The sequence below is a fragment of the Modestobacter versicolor genome, assembly GCF_041028285.1.
GTDB lineage: Bacteria > Actinomycetota > Actinomycetes > Mycobacteriales > Geodermatophilaceae > Modestobacter > Modestobacter versicolor_A.
Genome location: NZ_JABGDB010000003.1, coordinates 320479 through 338612, shown reverse-complemented (window position 1 = coordinate 338612; position 18134 = coordinate 320479). Strand labels below are relative to the sequence as shown.

The following is an 18134-nucleotide window of genomic DNA, read 5'->3' as shown; positions in this document are numbered from 1 at the left end:
GCGCTGCGTCAGCCCAGGGCGGCCAGGTGGGCGGCGACCAGCCCGGGGTCGCGCATGACCGGTCCCATCACCGCGACGCCGTACGCCCCGGCGGCGCGGCAGGCCGCGACGTCGTCCGGCGACACCCCGCCCAGGGCGAAGGTGCGCAGGCCCGGCCTGATCAGCGCAGCCAGCCCGGCCGGTCCCAGCGGCGGGCCGTAGCCGGGCTTGGACGACGTCGGGAAGACCGGCGACAGCAACACCCAGTCGCAGCCCTCGGCCTGCGCCTGGTCCAGCTCGGCGGCGGAGTGGCAGGACCGGCCGACCAGCGCCGGTCGCGGCACCGGGAACGGGTCGGCGGCCGCCAGGTGGACGGCGGGCGCGGCCGCCGCCCCGGCCCGCACGAGCAGCCCGCCGACCGGCGCCAGCACGGCGGCCAGCTCCTCAGCCAGCGCGTCCCGTTCGGGCTCGGGGAGGTCCTTCTCCCGCAGCACGACCGCCCGGGCGCCGGCGTCCACCGCCGCGGCCACCGTCCCCACCAGCGGTCCGGCGGCCTGCGTGCGGTCGGTGAGCACCAGCAGGCGGGGCAGGCCGGCCGGCGGCGGCGCGGTCACAGGTCGGGCAGCCCGGCCATGCTGGTGGAGGCCTGCGCGTGCCAGCGGCGCGGGATGCGGCCCGCGCCGTGGGCCAGCCGGCCGCCCTCCACCGCCTGCCGCATCGCCAGCGCCATCTGCACCGGCTTGCGGGCCCGGGTCACCGCCGAGGCCAGCAGCACCGCGTCGCAGCCGAGCTCCATGGCCAGCGCGGCGTCCGAGGCGGTGCCGATGCCGGCGTCCAGCACCACCGGGACGTCGACCTCCTCGCGGAGCAGCGCGATGTTGTACGGGTTCCGGATGCCGAGCCCGCTGCCGATCGGGGAGCCCAGCGGCATCACTGCCGCGCAGCCGACGTCGGCCAGCCGCCGGCCCAGCACCGGGTCGTCGGTGGTGTAGGCGAGCACGGTGAACCCGTCGGCGACCAGCTGCTCGGCGGCGTCCAGCAGCTCGACGGCGTCCGGCAGCAGGGTGCGGTCGTCGCCGATCACCTCGAGCTTGATCCACGGCGTCTCGAACGCCTCGCGGGACAGCTGCGCGGTGAGCACCGCCTCCCGGGCGGTCATGCACCCGGCGGTGTTGGGCAGCAGCCGGACGCCGCAGCGGCGCAGCACCTCCGTCATCGAGCTGCCCGCCGCCGCCTCCACCCGGCGCAGCGCCACGGTGACCAGCTGGGTACCGGAGGCGCGGACGACGTCCTCCAGCACCTCCAGGCTCGGCAGCCCGCCGGTGCCCAGCACCAGCCGGGACGTGAAGGTCTCGCCGCCCAGGGTGAACGGGTCGGCGGCCTCCTCCTGCTCGAGCGCGTGCGACACGTCGGTCGTCGACATCGTCATCCTCCTGCGGTGGGGGCGAGCACCTCGAGGCGGTCGCCGGGGGAGAGCGCGGTCGCCGTCCAGCGGCTGCGCGGGACGACGTCGCCGTTGAGCGCGACCGCCACCCGGTCGTGGCCGCTGCTGCGGTCGGCGACCAGCGTGGCGACGGTGCTCTCCTCGGCGACGTCGGCGGGTGACCCGTTGACGGTCACGGTGATGGTCATCGGTGCGCGGACCTCTCGACGGTGAACGGGGCGGCGAGCTCGGGCAGCTCGCCGGTGGCCAGCAGCTCGGCGACCAGGTCGGCGGTCACCGGGGTGAGCAGCACGCCGTTGCGGTGGTGGCCGGTGGCCAGCACCAGCCCGGGCAGGCCGCTGGGGCCGAGCAGCGGGGCGTTGTCGGCGGTGCCCGGGCGCCAGCGGGCGAGGGTCTCGACCAGCTCCAGCTCGGTGACGCCGGGGACGACCTCGATCGCGTCGTGCAGCAGGTCGTGCACGCCGCCGGCGGTGACGGTGGCGTCGAAGCCGCGGTCCTCGACGGTGGCGCCGACGATCAGCCCGCCGTCGCCGTGCGGCACCAGGTAGACGTGCCGGCCGCGGACCAGGGCGCGCACCGTGCCCGACAGCAGCCCCTGCGCGCCGGCCAGCCGCAGGATCTGCCCCTTCACCGGCCGCAGCGGCAGCGGCGGCACGCCGGGCAGCCCGCCGCTCCAGGCGCCCAGCGCGAGCACCACCGTGCCGGCGTCCACGGTCGTCCCGCCGGCGAGCTGCAGGCCGGTCGCGCGGCCGCCGGTCACCTGCACCGCGGCGACGCGCTCGCGGACGACGCGCACCCCGGCGGCGGCCGCCGCGGCGGCGAGGGCGGCGTGCAGCGCGCGGCCGTCCACCGAGTGGTCGCCGGCGACCGCCAGCCCGCCGCGCACCCGCGGGGTCAAGGACGGCTCGCGCTGCCGGGTGGCCCGGGGGGTGAGCCGTTCGGCGTCCAGCCCGAGCTCGAGCTGGTAGGCCAGCAGCGCGTCCAGCGCCGCGACGTCGTCGGCGTCGAAGCCGACGACCAGCGTGCCGGCGGTGCGCAGCCCGACCGGCAGCCCGCCGGCGGCCTCCAGCTCGGCGACGAAGGCGGGGTAGCGCGCCAGCGACGCCTGGCACAGCCGGAGCAGCGCCTCCTCGCCGTAGCTGGCCTCGGTGACCGGCGCGAGCATCCCGGCGGCGGCGGCAGAGGCGCCGCTGCCGGGGGCGTCGTCGACCACGGTCACCGACAGCCCGCGCTGCGCGGCGCGCCAGGCCACGGCCAGGCCGATCAGCCCGCCGCCGGCGATCGCGACGTCCATCAGCCCAGCGCCTGCAGCAGCTCGCGGGTCGCGGCGCCGGGGTCGGCCGCGCCGGACACCGCACCGACGACGGCGACCCCGGTGGCGCCGGCGGCCAGCAGCTCGGCGACCCGGTCGGCGGTCACCCCGCCGATGGCTATCACCGGGACGTCGACGGCGTCGGCGACCGCCCGGATGCCGGCCGGGCCGAGGGCGTCGGGCAGCCCGGTCTTGGTCGTCGTCGGCCAGGCCGGCCCGACGCCGAGGTAGTCCGCCCCCTCGGCGACCAGCCGGCGGGCCAGCTCCGGCTCGCGCGCCGTGCCGCCGAGCAGGTGCCCCGGGCCGGCCACCCGCCGGGCCGCGGCCAGCGGCAGGTCGCCGGCACCGAGGTGCGTGCCGTGCGCCCCGACCGCCAGCGCGACGTCGACCCGGTCGTTGACCAGGCACGTCGTCCCGGTCGGGGCGCACAGGTCGACGACGGCCCGGGCGAAGTCGTACAGCTCCCGGTCGGTGCAGCCCTTGGCGCGCACCTGGACGACCGGCGCGCCGGCGGCCACCGCGGCGGCGACGGTGTCGAGGGCCGACTGCCCACCACGGGCGTCGGTGAGCACGTGCAGCCGGCCGAGGGCCGTCCTCACGCCGACCGCCGCGCCCGCCGGGCAGCGGGCAGCACGAGCAGCGCGGTGAGCACGGCGGCGACGGCCAGGCTCACCAGCGACGCCGACCACCCGTTGGCCGGGTCGATGCCCAGGTCGGCCTGCCGCGCGGCCCACCACGACGTCCAGCCCGCGCCGACGCCGGAGAAGAACGTGGGCAGGGTGAGCTGGTAGGCGACGAAGCCGGCCAGCCAGGGCAGCAGCAGCGGCAGCCGGGCCGGCGCGCTGTCCGAGGTGTCCCAGCGGCCCTGCGGCAGCAGCCAGTAGGCGACCACGAACACGCCCACCAGCGGCACGAACACCGCGCCGATGAGGAAGAGGAACGGTTCGTAGCTGGCGATGTCGAAGGTCAGCGCCAGCACGGTGGCGACGGTGCCGACGACGACGGCGAGCACCCGGCGGTCCCAGCGGGCGACGACGTTCTGCGCCGACACCGCCGTCGAGTAGAGGTTCGCGAACGCCTCGTCCAGCTCGACGGTGACCAGCACCAGCACGGCGAGGGCGCCCAGCGGCACGGCGAGCAGCGCGTCGACGACGTCCAGCCCGGCGCTGCCGTAGGCGGCCAGCGCCAGCACGCCGAGGGTGAACATGACGAAGGTGGCCAGCCCGTAGCCGACCGTGGCCCCGGTGAAGGCGCCCCTGGCCGAGCGGGCGTGCCGGGTGTAGTCGGCGGCGAGCGGGAACCAGGAGATCGGCAGGGCGATGACGATGTCCGCCGCCGTCCAGAACGACGTCCCGGCGCCGCCGGTGAGCGGCGGCAGCGGCTCGCGGAGCACCTGCACGTACAGGTAGACGATCGCGGCGAGCGCGGCCCACACGGCGTAGCGGGACAGCAGCCGGACGACGCCGAGCGGGCGCAGCGCCATCGCGGTGGCGAGCACCCCGGCGCCCAGCGCGAACGGCCAGCGCGGCGCGTCGAGCACCCGGGAGGCCGCCTCGGCGATGATCACGATCTCGAAGGTGGCCCAGCCGACGCACTGCACCAGGTTGAACGCGGTCGGCAGGTAGGAGGCCCGCCGGCCGAGCAGGCCGCGCAGCAGCACCATCGCCGGCACGCCCTCGCGGGCCCCGGCCGCGGCGCCCAGGCCGAGCAGCACCGCGCCGATGACCGCGCCGACGGCGACGGCACCGAGGGTCACCGCCAGCGGCCGGTCGGGCAGGACGACGAAGACGGCGGCGACCGGCAGCAGCAGGCTGATGCCGAGGTTGCCGAACAGGCCGAGGGTGTCGCGGGTGCCCAGGGTGCGGGCCGGCGGCTCGCCGAGGGTGAGCGGCGCGTCGCCGGCAGGCGTGCGGACGGATTCCGACGTGCTCATCTGCGTTGCTCCCTACGCCGGCATTACCCGGTCAGGTTCCAGCGGTCGGCGGCGTGTCAGCCGCCCTCTCAGCCCGGTCCTCCGAGCTCCCGCACATGGCCTCGAGCCATGACGCGGCCACCATAGGCCCTCTCGTAGAGTCCCGCCCGTGCCGGTCGCCGAGCTGCTCGAACGCCACGCCGAGGCCTGGCGGGGCGCCACCGCCCATCCGTTCCTGGCCGCCGTCCGGGACGGCGGCCTCTCCCCCGCCGCCTTCGACACCTGGCTGGTGCAGGACGCCCGGTTCGTCGCCGACCTGCTGCGCTTCCAGGCCCGGCTGCTGGCCCGCGCGCCGCGGCCGGCCCAGGCGGTGCTCGCCGGCGGGCTGGTCGCGCTGGTCGAGGAGCTGGCCTGGTTCGAGGAGCAGGCCGCCGTCCGCGGGCTCGACCTGACCGCCGCGGCACTGCCGGCCACCGCCGCCTACGCCGACCTGCTGGCCCGGCTGGACGCCGCCGACGTGCCCACCGCGCTGCAGGCGCTGTGGACGATCGAGCGCACCTACCTGGACGCCTGGTCGACGGCCCGCCCCGGCGCGCCGGCGTACCGCGAGTTCGTCGAGCACTGGACCGTGCCGGGCTTCGCCGGGTACGTCGCCGGGCTGGAGCAGGCCGCCGACGCGGTGGGCGGCCCGGTGGACGACGCGGTGTTCGTCGAGCTGGTCGCGGCGGAGACCGCGTTCTGGGACATGGCGACCGAGGCGGCGGCGTGAGCCTGTCGGCGGCGCTGTGGGCGGCGAACGCCGACCTGGCCCAGCGGGCGCTGACGCACCCCTTCGTCAGCGGCCTGGCCGCCGGCACGCTGCCGGTCGACCGGTTCGCCGGGTACGTCGCCCAGGACGCCTTCTTCCTGGAGGCGTTCGCCCGCGCCTACGCCCTCGGGGCCGCGCACAGCGACGACCGGGCCGGCCTGGACGCCTTCGCCGACCTGCTCGTCGGCGTCCGGGAGGAGCTGCGGCTGCACACCACCTACGCCGGGCGCTGGGGCATCGACCTGGCCGAGGTGGAGCCGCTGCCGGCCACGCTGGCCTACACCGACTTCCTGCTCGCCACCGCCTTCCGCGGCGACACCGCGCTCACCTGCGCCGCGATGGTCCCGTGCATGCGCCTCTACGCGTTCCTCGGGCAGTCGCTCGCGCCGGAGGCGGCCGGTGCCGGCGACTACGCCGAGTGGATCACCACCTACGCCGACCCGGCCTTCGAGGAGCTGGCCGGCACGCTGGAGGCGCTGCTGGACGGCGCCCCGGCCCACCCGGAGCTGCACCGGGCCTACCGGCGGGCCATGCAGCTGGAGGTCGGGTTCTTCGACGCGGCGTGGTCGGCGGGCTGACGCCGACCGTCACACCCCTGCCGGACACTGACGCCGTGACGGAACGGCCGGCTGCCCGGGTGCTGGTCGTGCGCCGCCCCGGAGACGTCGTCGAGGTCCGCGAGCTGCCCGACGGCGCGGTGCAGCGGGTGCCGGCCGGCGAGCTGCCCGCCGTCGTCCGCGCCCGGGAGCACGACCGGCCGCGCTGGGTGTGGGACGACACCACCCGCTGGTACCCGCAGCTGCTCGACGCCGGGGTGCGCGTCGAGCGCTGCGTGGACCTGCGGCTGTGCGGCGCGGTGCTGCGCCGGTCGCCGTTCGTCGACCCGTCGCTGCTGCGCGGGCCGGACGCCGCCGGCTGGCTCGGCCTGGAGCCGGTGGTGCCCGGTGAGCCGGCGCTGTTCCCGCTCGCCGACCCCGCCGACGCCCTGGACCCGGCCGCCGAGCACGCTCGGCAGCAGGCGGCCCTGGCCGCGTCGCCGCACCGCGGCCGGCTCGGGCTGCTGCTGGCCGCCGAGTCCTCCGGTGCGCTGGTCGCCGCGGAGATGACCCACGCCGGGCTGCCGTGGCGGGCCGACGTGCACGACCGGCTGCTCACCGAGCTGCTCGGCCCCCGGCCCGCCCCCGGCCAGCGGCCCGCGGTGCTGGAGCAGCTGCTCGCCGCGATCCGCACCGCCCTGCGGGCGCCGGACCTGAACCCCGACTCCCCCACCGGGCTGCTGGGCGCGCTGCAGGCCGCCGGGCTGCCGGTCGCCGACACCCGGTCCTGGACGCTGGAGCAGCTCGACCACCCCGTGATCGGCCCGCTGCTGGAGTACAAGAAGCTGTCCAGGCTGCTGCAGGCCAACGGCTGGAACTGGCTGGAGACCTGGGCCCGCGACGGCCGGTTCCGGTCCTGGTTCCTGCCCGGCGGGGTGGTCACCGGCCGGTGGGCGTCCAACGGCGGCGGGGCGCTGTCGGTGCCGCTGCAGGTGCGCCCCGCGGCGGTCGCCGACGCCGGCTGGCGGTTCGTGGTCGCCGACGTCGCGCAGCTGGAGCCGCGGGTGCTGGCCGGGATGAGCGGCGACACCGCGATGGCCGAGGCGGCCCGGGCCACCGACCTGTACCAGGGGATGGTCGACAGCGGCGCCGTGCCGACCCGGGCGGAGGCCAAGGTCGGGATGCTCGGGGCGATGTACGGGGGCACCCGCGGCGAGAGCGGCCGGATGATGCCGCGGCTGACCCGCCGGTACCCCCGGGCGATCGGCCTGGTCGAGGAGGCCGCCCGGGCCGGGGAGCGCGGCGAGGTGGTGCACACCCTGCTGGGCCGCGGCTCGCCGGTGCCGACCGGCGCGTGGGCCGAACGCGCCGCCGAGCTGGGCGAGCCGCCGGAGCTCGGCGGCTCCCGCGAGGACCACGACCGGCACCGCCGCGCCTGGGGCCGGTTCACCCGCAACTTCGTCGTCCAGGGCACCGGTGCGGAGTGGGCGCTGTGCTGGCTGGCCGACCTGCGCAACCGGCTGTGGCGGCTGGGTGCCGGTGCCCTGGCCGACCGCCCGCACCTGGTCTTCTTCCTGCACGACGAGGTGCTGGTGCACACCCCGGCGGAGCTGGCCGACGAGGTCGGCGAGGCGGTGCGGGCGGCGGCGGCCGAGGCCGGCCGGCTGCTGTTCGGCGGCTTCCCGGTCGACTTCCCGCTGGACGTCGCCGTCGTCGGCTCCTGGGCCGACGCCGGCTGACCAGCGGGCCGGTCAGCCCGGCAGCCGGGCCGGACCGCCCGCCGTGCTCACCACCAGCGCTCGGCGGCGGTGACCAGCGAGCACCCGGAGTCGCCGAACGCCTCGGCCTCGAAGCCCATCTGGCGCAGGCAGGTCGTGATCGCGGCGTTCATCGTCTGCTGCACCGCGCCGTCGGTCTCCGCGCCGCGCACCTGCTCCCGGCTCATCCGGTCGTGCTGGTGCCAGCTGACCAGCACCCCGCCGCGGCCGGGCTCGGGGGTCAGGCACACCCCGCCGGCGACGCCGTCCCCGGCGCAGTCGTGCAGCGTCAGCCCGGCCTCGACCAGCGCGGCCGCGACCTCCACGACCAGCGTGACCAGCTCGTCCTCGTCGGCCAGCGGCCCGTCCCAGTCCTCGGGCAGCCGGTCGAGCTGCTCACCGAGCTCGGCCAGCCAGGCCTGCTCCTGCGGCGACTGCCGGCGCACCAGCCGGCCGTCCAGCCGCAGCACGCCGTAGACGGCGTTCCCGGCCGGCGCTCCGGCCTCCCCGCCCAGGGCGGCCCAGTCGGCCTCCATCCGGTCGTGGAAGGGACCGTCCAGGACGCGGTCGATCCCGCCGTTCGCGTCCTCCTGCACCAGCCACCAGGCCGGCGGCGTCACCGGCTCGGCGACCCGGGTGCCGGCCGGGTGCCCGCTCGGGTGCCCGCTCGTCCCCGCCTGGGCCGGACGCTCCGGCAGTGCCGGGCCCACCGGCACCGGACGCGTCGCCTCGGCCGGCGCGCCGGCCGCGACCAGGGCCGCCTCGGCGGCGGCGGGCACCGCGGCCTGCTGGCGCTGCCCCTGCACCTTGTTGCGCTCGAACTCGTACCGCGCGGTCGAGCTCTGCGCCAGCGCCACCACCAGCGCGGCCAGCACGACGAAGCCCAGCACCGCGACCACCGGCCAGACCAGCATCACTCCGACACCCCCCGGACCGCGCCCCAGCGGGCAGCGCGACGGGTCGAGTCCTGCGCCCACTCGAGCAGCCGGACGCCGGACGCCCGGAGCGACTCGCGCGCCGACGTCTCGCCGTCCTGCGCCGGCTCGAAGAGGTCGAGCAGCTCGTCGAGCCCGAGCTCCTCCTCGGCGGGGACGGGTCGGGGGTGGGGGACCAGGTCAAGAGACGACTTCACGCGGGGGCTCCTCGGTGCTGTCCGTCACGGCGGGGGAAGTACCGCGACACGAGGAAACGTAGGGCCCCGGGGGCCGCCGGCAGGCCGCTGTGACACCGCCGCCGGGGCCCCGTCATCCAATCGTTGTGCAGGCCCGTCCGCCGGTCGACGACCCGCCCCCCGGCTGCCGTCTTGTCGACAACACCACCCGCGCCACCTGGGCTTTCGTCCTCAGCGGACGGTCACCGTGCGTCCGGGGCGGAGATCGTCCGGCGGCGCGGGGCGCGCCGGGTCAGGGCCGCGGGCGGTGGTAGCCGCGCACGTCCGCGGCCGGGGCCGGGTCGACCCAGCGGAACCCCGCGCAGCGGCAGCCCTGGCCGGTGCCGGACCCCGTCCCGGTGGTGCAGGCCGGCCGGTGCGCTGCGTACCCGTGGCCGCAGCGGTGGCAGACCACCGCCTCCAGGGACGTCATCCCGGCGCCTCCCGAGGCTCGACCGGCAGCCCCCGCGGCACCGTCCGGGCCCAGCCTGGCCCACCGTCCCCGGCCGTGCCAGCCGGCGGGCGACCGACCGGGCCGGCCGACCGTGGTTCAGAGGTCCTTGCGGGCGAAGGACAGGGCCGCCAGGCCCCACACCATGGCCACCCAAACGGCGGCCCACAGCAGGTAGGCGGTCGTCAGCGGGGCCTCGCTCAGGAACGGGAAGCCCTCGAACGCCGGGCCGAGCTGCGCCAGCGCCCCCGGGTCCTGGAACGCGTGCATCGCGCCGCGCCACAGCCCGTCGGTCGGCATCACGATCCGCGAGACGGTGCCGACCCGGGCGACGCCCTCGTTGCCCAGCGCGCCGCCGACGCCGCCCACGACGCCGGCGATCCAGGTGGCCCCGAACAGGCCGACCGCGACCACGCCGGACGCCATCGGCGAGATGACCGTCGACAGCAGCAGGCCCAGGGTCAGCAGCACCACGGTCTGCCCGGCGAGCAGCGCCAGCGCGGCCGCCGGCTGCGGCGGCCAGTAGTCGACCACCGCGTAGACGACGAGACACTGGGCGAGACCGGCCAGCACGACGAAGCCGCTGCCGAAGGCCACCAGGCCGAGCCACTTGCCCAGCAGCACCGTCGACCGGCGGACCGGGCGGGCCAGCACCGACAGCGAGATGCCGGACTCGATCTCGCCGGACAGCGTCGGGCCGGCGAGGAAGGCGGTGCCCAGGGCGGCGATCAGGCTGAGGCCGAACATCACCAGGTTGAGCACCTGGGAGGCCACCAGCCGGGCCTGGCCGCTGGTCAGCTCGCCGATGTCGGACTCGGCCGCCAGCCGGGAGAAGCCCCAGCCGCTGAGCACGAGCAGCACCAGGGTGAGCCCGGCCAGCGCCCAGAGCACCCGCCGCCGGGAGGCCTCGCGGAGGGTCAGCGCGGCGATCGTGAGCACGGTGCGGGCCGTCGTCACGACGCGTCCTCATGGCCGGCCCGCAGGATGCCGAGCAGGCGCTCCTCCAGGCTGATCCGGGCGGGCTCGACGGCATGCACGCGGACGCCGAGCGCGACGAGGTCGCCGACCAGGTCGGGGATCGCCGTCCCGGAGTCCTCGGCCAGCGCCACGGTGAACCACTCCCCGGCGCGGTGCACGCTGCCCGAGGCGGCCAGCCGCTGCTCGGCTCCGGCGGGCAGGTCGGTGAGGTGCAGGTGCACCTCGCGCTGGCCGAGCAGCTCCTCCAGCGTGCCGGAGGCGGCGACCCGGCCGCCGTCGAGGATGACCACCCGGTCGCAGACCCGCTCGACCTCACCGATCAGGTGGGAGTTGAGCAGCACCGCCACGCCGCGCTCGCGCAGCGACAGCACGATGTCCCGGACGTCGACCCGGCCCAGCGGGTCCAGGGCGCTGGTCGGCTCGTCGAGGACGACGAGCTCGGGCCGGGCGACCAGCGCGACGGCGAGGCCCAGCCGCTGCTGCATGCCCTTGGAGAAGCCGCCGACCCGGTCGTGCTCGCGGGCGGCCAGCCCGACCAGACCGAGCACCTCCCGCTGGTCGGCCGGGGGGACGGCCATGCCGGCCAGCCGCACGTGCAGGGTCAGCACCTCCCCCGCGGTCAGCCAGGGCTGGTACCGGAAGAGCTCGGGCAGGTAGCCGACCCGGGCCCTGGACGCCGGGTCCGCCGACGGCCGGCCGAGCAGCATGACCTCACCGGCGTCCGGGCGGACCAGGCCGAGCAGCATCTTGATGACGGTGGTCTTGCCGGCGCCGTTGGGGCCGAGCAGGCCGACGACCTGCCCGCGGTCCACCTGCAGCGACACGTCGTGCACCGCCGTCCGCTTGCCGTACCGCTTGCGCAGTCCGGTGCACCAGGCGGCGGGGGTCGGGGGCAGACCGGCCACCAGGTCCGCCGCAGCGCGCACGGCGGACCCGGTGCCGACCTCGGGGGCGTCGGTGCTCACGTCAGCCGAGGTCCCGCGCGATCGACAGCACCTCGTCGGTGTCCAGCGGGCCGGCCACCGCGGTGAGCACGCCCTCGTCCACCCAGACCACGGCGGCCAGCGAGCGGTCGCGGGTCTCCAGCACGGTGGCGGTCACCCCGTCGACGTCCGCCGTCGAGGTGCTGACCTGGTCGGCGGGCACCGGCAGCGGCAGGGTCGAGCCGTCGGCGGTGAAGGTCGCCAGCTGCGCGGCGACGTCGTCGGGCAGGCCCGGCAGCGACAGCAGGTAGTCGCGGACGGTCTCGAACGGCACCCCGGAGGAGTACGCAGTGGGGGCGACGGCCCGGCCCACGACGAGCGCGGGGATGCCGGTGCTCTCCTGGGTCCAGACTGCGGCCACACCCGGCCCGGCGTCCAGCCGCACCTGGCTCCCGTCGAGCCCCGGCGGGGGCGGCGGCAGGGTCTCCCCCGCCTCGGCGGCGGCCTGGGCGGCGCGGTCGGCGGAGAAGGTGAAGGTCGCGCTCAGCGGCCCGGCCACCCGGTAGGCCGGCTCGCCGGTGACGCCCTGCGGCAGCGCGTCGACCTCGGGGACGGCCAGCCCGGACGCCTCGGCCGCGGCATCGGCGTCGGCGACCTCGCGCGGGTCGCCGTCCCCGGTGACGACGACGTCGCCGTAGGCGGTCAGGTCGGGCAGGCCGACCAGGTCGGCGGTGTCGAAGCTGACCGCGGCCACCTGCTCGGTGCGGAAGATCGGCAGCCAGTCGTTGGCCGCTGCGGTGCCGGCGCCGGCCAGCACGACGGCGAAGGCGGCGGCGGCCACGGCGGGACGGCGGAGCAGCCCGCGGGAGCGGCGGGCCCGGCGCGGGGCGGGCGCGACCGCCGGCGCCGGTGCCGTGGCGCGGGCGGCGGCCGAGAGGCGGTGCCACGCGGCGTCGACGTCCGGGCTGGCCGTGCTGGTCAGCGCGGCGCCGACCAGGGTGGCGTCCTCGCGGGCGGCGGCCAGCGCGGTGAGGCACTGCTCGCAGTGGGCGACGTGCCGGCGGTCAGGGTCGGCGACACCGGCCGGCTCGTCGATGAGGCGGCGGAGAACGCCCTCAGTCGGATGACGCATGACGGTCCAACTCCTTGCGCAGTGCGGATTCGGCGCGCCGGACGGTGGTGCCGACGCTCCCGGGGGACAGGTCGAGGGCTGCGGCGACCTCGGCGTAGCTGAGGCCGCTGTGCCGCAGCACGAGGGCGACGGCCTGCTTGTGGGGCAGCTGGGCGAGCGCGGCGCGGACCCGGCCGCGTTCCTCGCGGGTCACCACCGCGTCGGCGACGTCGGGGACGACGACGTCCTCGGCCAGCGCGGCGACCTCCTCCCGCGACGAGCGGCGGCGCCCGGAGCGGAGGAGGTTGAGGGCGGTGTGGGCGGCGGCGACCGAGAGCCAGCCGGGGGCCTCGGCGGCCGGCACCGAGGAGTGCCCGAAGGAGAGGAAGACCTCCTGGGCGACGTCCTCGGCCTGGTCGCGGGAGCCGAGCACCCGGGCGGCGACGCCGACGACCTGCCGGTAGTCGCGGCGGAAGACCTCGGCGAGGTCGGCGCGGACGGCGCCGCCTGCTGAACGCGACACCGCCACGCGCGCCGTCCTCTCGTCCCGCCTCCCGGCGACCCCGACGGGGGCTGCCAGGACGGCCGCGGGTGCGGCCCGTCCGTGCCTGACCAGGTCCATGTCCTTACAGCACCGCCGACCCCGCGGATGTGACATCCCGCTCGGGACGTCCGCTCAGGAGACGTCGACGTCGGTGAGGTCGCGCGCGTGCGGCAGCGGGACGGCGACGCCCTCGCCGGCGAAGACCTCCAGCTCCAGGAGCCGCCCGTGGGCGACGTGCAGGACGACCTGCACCCCCGCAGGTGCACCGGCGGAAACCCGGAACCAGTCCGGCCGGCCGCGTCCGGAGAGCTCGACGACCCGCGCCTCCGGCACCGGCGGCCGGTCGCTGCCCAGCCGGACCGACGGGCACCCGCAGCGGCACACCGCCGTCACCGTCGCCGTGACGACCTGCGCGTGCAGCAGCGGCTCGTCGACCGCCGACCCCAGCCGGCTCAGCAGTCCGCGCTCGCCGTCAGACGGCGCTCGCGGCTCGGGCAGCTCCCGCCAGATCGGCTCACCGATGTCCATCGGCTGATGCTCCCGCACGGACGCCAACGGGTTGCCCTCGCAGGCGGCCGCTACTGGCTCGGCTGCGGGAGGTCGCAGTCGACCTGCGGGTTGACGCCGACGTAGTTCAGCGGCCCGGCCAGGACGGTGACGACGACGGTGACCGCAGTGGCGCAGCTGGCCTCGGAGCCGTCGGAGAAGTACCCGCGCTGCCCGGCCGCGACCGCACCGATGACGAGCCAGACGAGCAGGAGCACTGCCCCGATGCTCGTCCCCCTGCTCCTTCGTGTCCTCATCCACCGAAGCTACGGGTGGCGGGCGTCGCGCGGCCGCTCCCACGCCGCCCCTTCCGCCCGGGTCCTGGTGTCGACATGTCGACGTCAGCCGTCCGAGGCGCGGGGCTCCAGCAAGAGCACCGGGATGCGCCGACCGGCCCGGCTCTGGTAGCCGACGTAGGACGGGAAGACCGTGCAGGCCAGCGACCACCACCGGCTCCGTTCCGCGCCGGTGGCCTCCCGGGCGACCAGCTGCAGCACGCGGTCCCCGTCGCGGAGCTCCACCTCCGGCCGGGCGAGCACGTTGGCGTACCAGTCGGGGTTCCGGTCGCCGCCGCGCGTCGAGGCGACCGCGGCGTAGACGCCCCCGAGCTCGACGCGCATCAGCGGGGTCTTGCGGACCAGCCCGGTGCGCGCGCCGATGGTGGTGAGCAGGACGACGGACCGTCCGCGCAGACCGGTGCCGGTGCGCTCGAGGTGCTCGACCTCCTCGCGCACCCACGGCACCGGGCTGGGCGAGTACTCCCCGGATGCCATGGCCCGAGTCTCCCCGACGGCGGCCGGGTGTCACGTGGGCCCCGTGGGGATCGAACCCACAACCCGCGGATTAAAAGTCCGCTGCTCTGCCAGTTGAGCTAGAGGCCCGGGGCCCGCCGGGGCCCGCGGAGGCGAGCCTACGGGGACCCCGGCGCCGTCCGCCGCGGACGACCGTCAGTCGCCGACGGTGCTGCTGAGCACGGCGAACCCGGCGTCCAGGTCGACGTCCCACTGCTGCCCGTCGGCGCCCCGGACGTCCACCTCGTAGGCCACGTCGCCGTCGTCGCCGGCCTCCACGCCGGTGACCGTCCCGCCGCCGACGGCCTCCAGCGCCGCCTGCTCCGCGGACCCGCGCTCGCCGTCCGCCAGCACCCGGTCGTCGTCGCGGTCGTCGTCACGGGAGTCGTCACGGCGGTCGTCGTCGCGGGCGTCGTCGTCCCGGCCGATCACGGCGAGGTCGGCGTCGAGGGTGAGGTCGACCTCGGTGCCGTCGTCCTGCCGGACCTCGACCTCGTAGGCCTCACCCGGGTCGTCGCTGGAGTCGACGTCGACCACCGTGCCGGGCACCACCTCGGTGGCGGCCTCGGCCACCCGGTCGCGTTCGCTGCCCGAGACGTCGGCGCTGGCTCCCGACGCCCAGACCACCCCACCGATCCCGAGGGCGGCGACGCCGGTGACGGCGGAGACGAGGACGCGCGTGCTGCGGAGCCGGGCGGTGTTCATGGGGTGCCTTCCTCAAGGGGGTGCTGGACGGGACGGGCCCACCCTCCGACGCCCTCGCTGAAGCTCCGCTGAACGCCGCTGAAGGACCGTTCAGCCGGGCAGCCGGACGACGAACCGGGCCCCACCCAGCGCGGACGACGACACCGCGACCGTCCCGCCGTGCGCCGCGACGATCTCCCGGACGATCGCCAGGCCGAGCCCGCTGCCGCCGGCGTCGCGGGCCCGCGCCTCGTCCAGCCGCACGAAGCGCTCGAACACCCGCTCCCGGTCCGCCGCGGGCACGCCGGGTCCGTCGTCCTCGACCACCAGTTCCGCGCCGCTGCCCATCCCCCGGACGGTGACCGCGAGGGCCGCGTCGGCGTGCCGGGCGGCGTTGTCGACGAGGTTGCGCACCACCTGCCCCAGCGCCGCCCGGTCCCCGCGCACCCGCCCGGCCCCGACCGCCGAGGTGTCCACCGCCAGCCCGGACCGGCGGACCCGCCGCGCCTCGGCCAGCGCCAGGTCGTCGAGGTCGACGTCGTGCTCGGTCCGGACGGCGGCGCCCTCGTCCGCCCGGGTGAGCACCAGCAACTGCTCGACCAGCCGCTGCATGCGGTCGGACTCCTCCAGCACCGCCTCGGCCAGCTCGCCCTCGGGCAGTGCGCCGGGGTGCGCCCGGGCCACCTCGGCGGTCTGCCGGATGCTCGCCAGCGGCGACCGGAGCTCGTGCGAGGCGTCGGCGACGAACGCCCGCTGCCGGTCCCGGGAGTCCTGCAGCCGGCCGAGCATCTGGTTCACCGTGCGCGCCAGCCGGTGCACCTCGTCCCGGGCCCGCGGCTCGGGCACCCGCCGGTCCAGCCGGTCGCCGGTGACCCGCTCGGCCTCGCGGCGGATCCGCTCGACCGGCGCCAGCGCCCGGGTGACCACCACCCAGGTGGTGCCGCCCACCAGCAGCAGCACCAGCGGGACGCCGACCAGCAGCGGCGGGAGCAGCGCCGCGGTGGAGTCCTCGACCTCCTCCAGCGAGACGGCGACCGCGACCTCGTAGGAGTCGCCGCCGTCCTCGGTCACCACCAGGTACGGGTGGTCGGCGCCGGGCAGCTCCACCCGGTCCTCGTCCCCGGTGGGCAGGGCTCCGGCGAGGGGCTGGGAGGCCGCCACCACCGTGCCGCCGTCGTCGGTCACCTGCCAGACCAGGTCCTCCGGCTCGTCGTCGGCATCGCCGTCCGGTACCAGCGCCGCCGGGCCGCCGGTCTCCAGCTGGTCGGCCAGCGCCGACGCGCGCTGCTCGGCGGTGGTCGCCAGCCCGTCGCGCAGCGAGCCGCGCACCAGGAGCACCAGGGCGACCGCGCCCAGCACCAGCGCCAGCGCCACGACCAGCACCGCGCCGGCGGTCGTCCGGACCCGCACCGACGCGCGGCCGTCAGCCACCGTCGCTGCCCAGCCGGTACCCTGCGCCGCGCAGCGTCTGGATCGCCGCCCGGCCGAACGGCCGGTCGATCTTGTTGCGCAGGTGCCGGACGTAGACCTCCACGATGTTCGGGTCGCCGTCGAAGTCGACGTCCCAGACCGCCTCGAGGATCTGCCGCTTGGAGACGACCTCGCCCGGGTGCCGCGCCAGGAAGGCCAGCAGCGAGAACTCCCGGGCGGTCAGCTCGACCTCCACCTCACCGCGCCACACCCGGCGCGCCGCCGGGTCCAGCCGCAGGTCACCGGCCACCAGCTCGGTCGGCCGCGCCCGCGCGCCGCGGCGGGCGACCGCGCGCAGCCGGGCCACCAGCACCGGGAAGGAGAACGGCTTGGTCAGGTAGTCGTCGGCGCCGGTGTCCAGCCCCTCGACCTGGTCCCACTCGCCGTCCTTGGCGGTCAGCATCAGGATCGGCGTCCAGTCCTGCTCGGCGCGCAGCGTGGCGCAGACCTGGTAGCCGTTGACCCCCGGCAGCATCAGGTCCAGCACGATCGCGTCGTAGCTGTGCTCCCGGGCCAGCCACAGCCCGTCGGTTCCGTCGGCGGCCACGTCGACCGCGAAGCCCTCGGCCTCCAGCCCGATCCGCAACGACTGGGCGAGCCGCTGCTCGTCGTCGACGACGAGGACGCGCATGGGCTGCCTCCGCACAGGTGGGGAGGTCAGTCTCCCGGACGCCCGCTGAACGCCGACGACGCAGCTCAGAGCACGGTGAACAGCACGAACAGCAGCGCGGTCAGCAGCAGCGACACCAGCAGCGACCCGAGGCAGCCCAGCCGGCTGGTGAAGAGGAACACCTGCGCTGGATGCCCACCCGGGCAGCGGGTGAACCGTGCTCAGCCCGCGCACACGCGGTCCAGCAGCCCCTGCAGCGCGGCGCGCTGCGCGTCGTCCAGCGGCAGGTCGACCGGCACGCCCGCGCGGTCGCCGACGGCGACCGTCAGCGGGAAGACGAACGGCTTCTTGACCTCGGCCAGCGCGTGCGGGTCGCAGCGCTCGGCGTCGAAGGTCACCGGCACCCGCAGCTCCCGCGCCCCGGCCGCCAGCGTCACCGGCAGGTCGCCGTCCGGCACGGGCTCGAGCACCACGCTGCCACCCAGCCGGCTGACCTCGACCGGTTCCTCGCCCGACCGCCGGGTCAGCACCACCTCGCCGGTCACCGTCCGGCCCGCGTCGGCCAGGTCCTCGACCGCGATCCCGACGACGGCCAGCACCTCCTGGGCCGCGCACGCGCCGGCATGCACCCGCGCCATCGTGTCGCCGGTCAGCGGCACCTGGAGGTCCTCGACGGCGCCGTCCGGGCGCAGCACGGTGAGCCGGGCGCCCAGCGGGTCGACGCCGGCCGAGCAGTCCACGTCCCCGAACGGGGTGGGCAGGTCGATCGTCTGCCCGGGCGCGAACCGCGCGGTCACCCCGCGCGGCGGCAGCGGGGCGAAACCGGGTGAGTCCAGCTGCACCGCCGTGACGGTGAACGGCTCCGCGCCGGTGTCGGTGACCCGCACCTGCACCTGCCCGCCGATGGCGGCGTCCGTGCGCTGCTGCACCGCCTCGGCGGTGATGCCCGGCACGTCCGGCAGCACCTCGACCGGCGCCCCGGCCGACGGGACGGCCGACGGGACGGCAGACGACGGGACGGACGACGGCGCGGAGGACGGGGGCGCCGCCGGGCCGCAGCCGGCCAGCACCAGCACCAGCACCGCCGCTGCCCGCCGCACGGTCGCAGCGTAGGAGCGCCGCCCGCCC

23 protein-coding genes, 1 tRNA gene and 1 riboswitch are annotated in these 18134 nt (G+C 76.9%); of the genes, 3 read left to right on the top strand and 21 right to left on the bottom strand.

Translation table 11 applies throughout. The features are described 5' to 3' along the window. Positions 1-8 precede the first annotated feature (8 nt). The 6 genes from HL054_RS12935 to HL054_RS12910 form a co-directional block, all read right to left on the bottom strand. A complete protein-coding gene (locus HL054_RS12935) occupies positions 9-593 on the bottom strand; it encodes a thiamine phosphate synthase (RefSeq protein WP_369139419.1) in 585 nt (194 codons plus the stop codon). Beyond that, on the bottom strand, positions 590-1402 hold the full coding sequence (locus tag HL054_RS12930; protein WP_369139418.1) for a thiazole synthase: 813 nt from the start codon (positions 1400-1402) through the stop codon (positions 590-592). The genes HL054_RS12935 and HL054_RS12930 overlap by 4 nt, the downstream gene beginning before the upstream one ends. A 2-nt stretch (positions 1403-1404) precedes the next feature. Further along, a complete protein-coding gene (gene thiS, locus HL054_RS12925; RefSeq protein WP_369139417.1) occupies positions 1405-1611 on the bottom strand; it encodes a sulfur carrier protein ThiS in 207 nt (68 codons plus the stop codon). Then, entirely contained in the window at positions 1608-2717 is a 1110-nt protein-coding gene (gene thiO / locus HL054_RS12920; protein ID WP_369139416.1) for a glycine oxidase ThiO, read from the bottom strand. Before thiO ends, thiS begins: the two co-directional genes overlap by 4 nt. Further along, entirely contained in the window at positions 2717-3334 is a 618-nt protein-coding gene (gene thiE, locus HL054_RS12915) for a thiamine phosphate synthase (protein WP_369139415.1), read from the bottom strand. Before thiE ends, thiO begins: the two co-directional genes overlap by 1 nt. Continuing rightward, on the bottom strand, positions 3331-4668 hold the full coding sequence (locus HL054_RS12910) for a purine-cytosine permease family protein (RefSeq protein WP_369139414.1): 1338 nt from the start codon (positions 4666-4668) through the stop codon (positions 3331-3333). The genes thiE and HL054_RS12910 overlap by 4 nt, the downstream gene beginning before the upstream one ends. Next, positions 4661-4771, bottom strand: a riboswitch (TPP riboswitch). Its footprint overlaps the gene before it by 8 nt. A 45-nt stretch (positions 4772-4816) precedes the next feature. Between HL054_RS12910 and HL054_RS12905 the strand changes: the two genes are divergently transcribed. From HL054_RS12905 to HL054_RS12895, 3 genes are read left to right on the top strand one after another with little or no spacing between them, the layout of a single operon-like run. Continuing rightward, a complete protein-coding gene (locus tag HL054_RS12905; protein ID WP_369139413.1) occupies positions 4817-5416 on the top strand; it encodes a TenA family transcriptional regulator in 600 nt (199 codons plus the stop codon). Beyond that, complete coding sequence (locus HL054_RS12900; protein WP_369139412.1) at positions 5413-6033, top strand: TenA family protein; 621 nt, start codon at positions 5413-5415, stop codon at positions 6031-6033. Before HL054_RS12905 ends, HL054_RS12900 begins: the two co-directional genes overlap by 4 nt. A 35-nt stretch (positions 6034-6068) precedes the next feature. Further along, positions 6069-7730 carry a bifunctional 3'-5' exonuclease/DNA polymerase gene (locus HL054_RS12895; RefSeq protein WP_369139411.1) on the top strand — a complete coding sequence of 554 codons (1662 nt, stop codon included), beginning with the start codon at positions 6069-6071 and terminating at the stop codon, positions 7728-7730. Positions 7731-7777: 47 nt separating this feature from the next. Here the strand turns inward: HL054_RS12895 and HL054_RS12890 are convergent, their stop codons facing one another. The 15 genes from HL054_RS12890 to HL054_RS12820 all read right to left on the bottom strand — a co-directional run bounded on the left by HL054_RS12890 (position 7778) and on the right by HL054_RS12820 (position 18106). Further along, complete coding sequence (locus tag HL054_RS12890; protein WP_369139410.1) at positions 7778-8662, bottom strand: hypothetical protein; 885 nt, start codon at positions 8660-8662, stop codon at positions 7778-7780. Beyond that, entirely contained in the window at positions 8662-8880 is a 219-nt protein-coding gene (locus tag HL054_RS12885; RefSeq protein ID WP_369139409.1) for a hypothetical protein, read from the bottom strand. Before HL054_RS12885 ends, HL054_RS12890 begins: the two co-directional genes overlap by 1 nt. 271 nt (positions 8881-9151) lie before the next feature. Then, positions 9152-9331, bottom strand: coding sequence for a hypothetical protein (locus HL054_RS12880; protein ID WP_369139408.1), 180 nt, complete (start codon positions 9329-9331; stop codon positions 9152-9154). A gap of 117 nt (positions 9332-9448) precedes the next feature. Beyond that, complete coding sequence (locus HL054_RS12875; RefSeq protein ID WP_369139407.1) at positions 9449-10306, bottom strand: ABC transporter permease; 858 nt, start codon at positions 10304-10306, stop codon at positions 9449-9451. Further along, on the bottom strand, positions 10303-11292 hold the full coding sequence (locus HL054_RS12870) for an ABC transporter ATP-binding protein (protein WP_369139406.1): 990 nt from the start codon (positions 11290-11292) through the stop codon (positions 10303-10305). The genes HL054_RS12875 and HL054_RS12870 overlap by 4 nt, the downstream gene beginning before the upstream one ends. 1 nt (position 11293) lies before the next feature. Then, the gene (locus HL054_RS12865; RefSeq protein WP_369139405.1) at positions 11294-12382 is read right to left on the bottom strand and encodes a hypothetical protein; all 1089 of its coding nucleotides are present in this window, start codon (positions 12380-12382) and stop codon (positions 11294-11296) included. Continuing rightward, positions 12366-12884, bottom strand: a complete 519-nt coding sequence (locus tag HL054_RS12860) for a sigma-70 family RNA polymerase sigma factor (protein WP_369139404.1) — start codon at positions 12882-12884, stop codon at positions 12366-12368. The genes HL054_RS12865 and HL054_RS12860 overlap by 17 nt, the downstream gene beginning before the upstream one ends. Positions 12885-13037: 153 nt before the next feature. After that, positions 13038-13433, bottom strand: coding sequence for a hypothetical protein (locus tag HL054_RS12855; protein WP_369139403.1), 396 nt, complete (start codon positions 13431-13433; stop codon positions 13038-13040). 50 nt (positions 13434-13483) lie between these two features. Then, on the bottom strand, positions 13484-13669 hold the full coding sequence (locus HL054_RS12850; RefSeq protein WP_369139402.1) for a hypothetical protein: 186 nt from the start codon (positions 13667-13669) through the stop codon (positions 13484-13486). Positions 13670-13792: 123 nt separating this feature from the next. Beyond that, entirely contained in the window at positions 13793-14224 is a 432-nt protein-coding gene (locus tag HL054_RS12845) for a nitroreductase family deazaflavin-dependent oxidoreductase (RefSeq protein ID WP_369139401.1), read from the bottom strand. Positions 14225-14259: 35 nt separating this feature from the next. Continuing rightward, positions 14260-14332 (bottom strand) — tRNA-Lys (locus tag HL054_RS12840). Between the two features lie 66 nt (positions 14333-14398). Then, positions 14399-14947, bottom strand: coding sequence for a PepSY domain-containing protein (locus HL054_RS12835; RefSeq protein ID WP_369139400.1), 549 nt, complete (start codon positions 14945-14947; stop codon positions 14399-14401). A 90-nt stretch (positions 14948-15037) separates the two neighbouring features. After that, positions 15038-16357 carry a sensor histidine kinase gene (locus tag HL054_RS12830; protein WP_369139399.1) on the bottom strand — a complete coding sequence of 440 codons (1320 nt, stop codon included), beginning with the start codon at positions 16355-16357 and terminating at the stop codon, positions 15038-15040. Further along, entirely contained in the window at positions 16350-17027 is a 678-nt protein-coding gene (locus HL054_RS12825) for a response regulator transcription factor (protein ID WP_369139398.1), read from the bottom strand. Before HL054_RS12825 ends, HL054_RS12830 begins: the two co-directional genes overlap by 8 nt. Positions 17028-17227: 200 nt before the next feature. Then, positions 17228-18106, bottom strand: a complete 879-nt coding sequence (locus HL054_RS12820) for a hypothetical protein (RefSeq protein ID WP_369139397.1) — start codon at positions 18104-18106, stop codon at positions 17228-17230. Positions 18107-18134 lie beyond the last annotated feature (28 nt).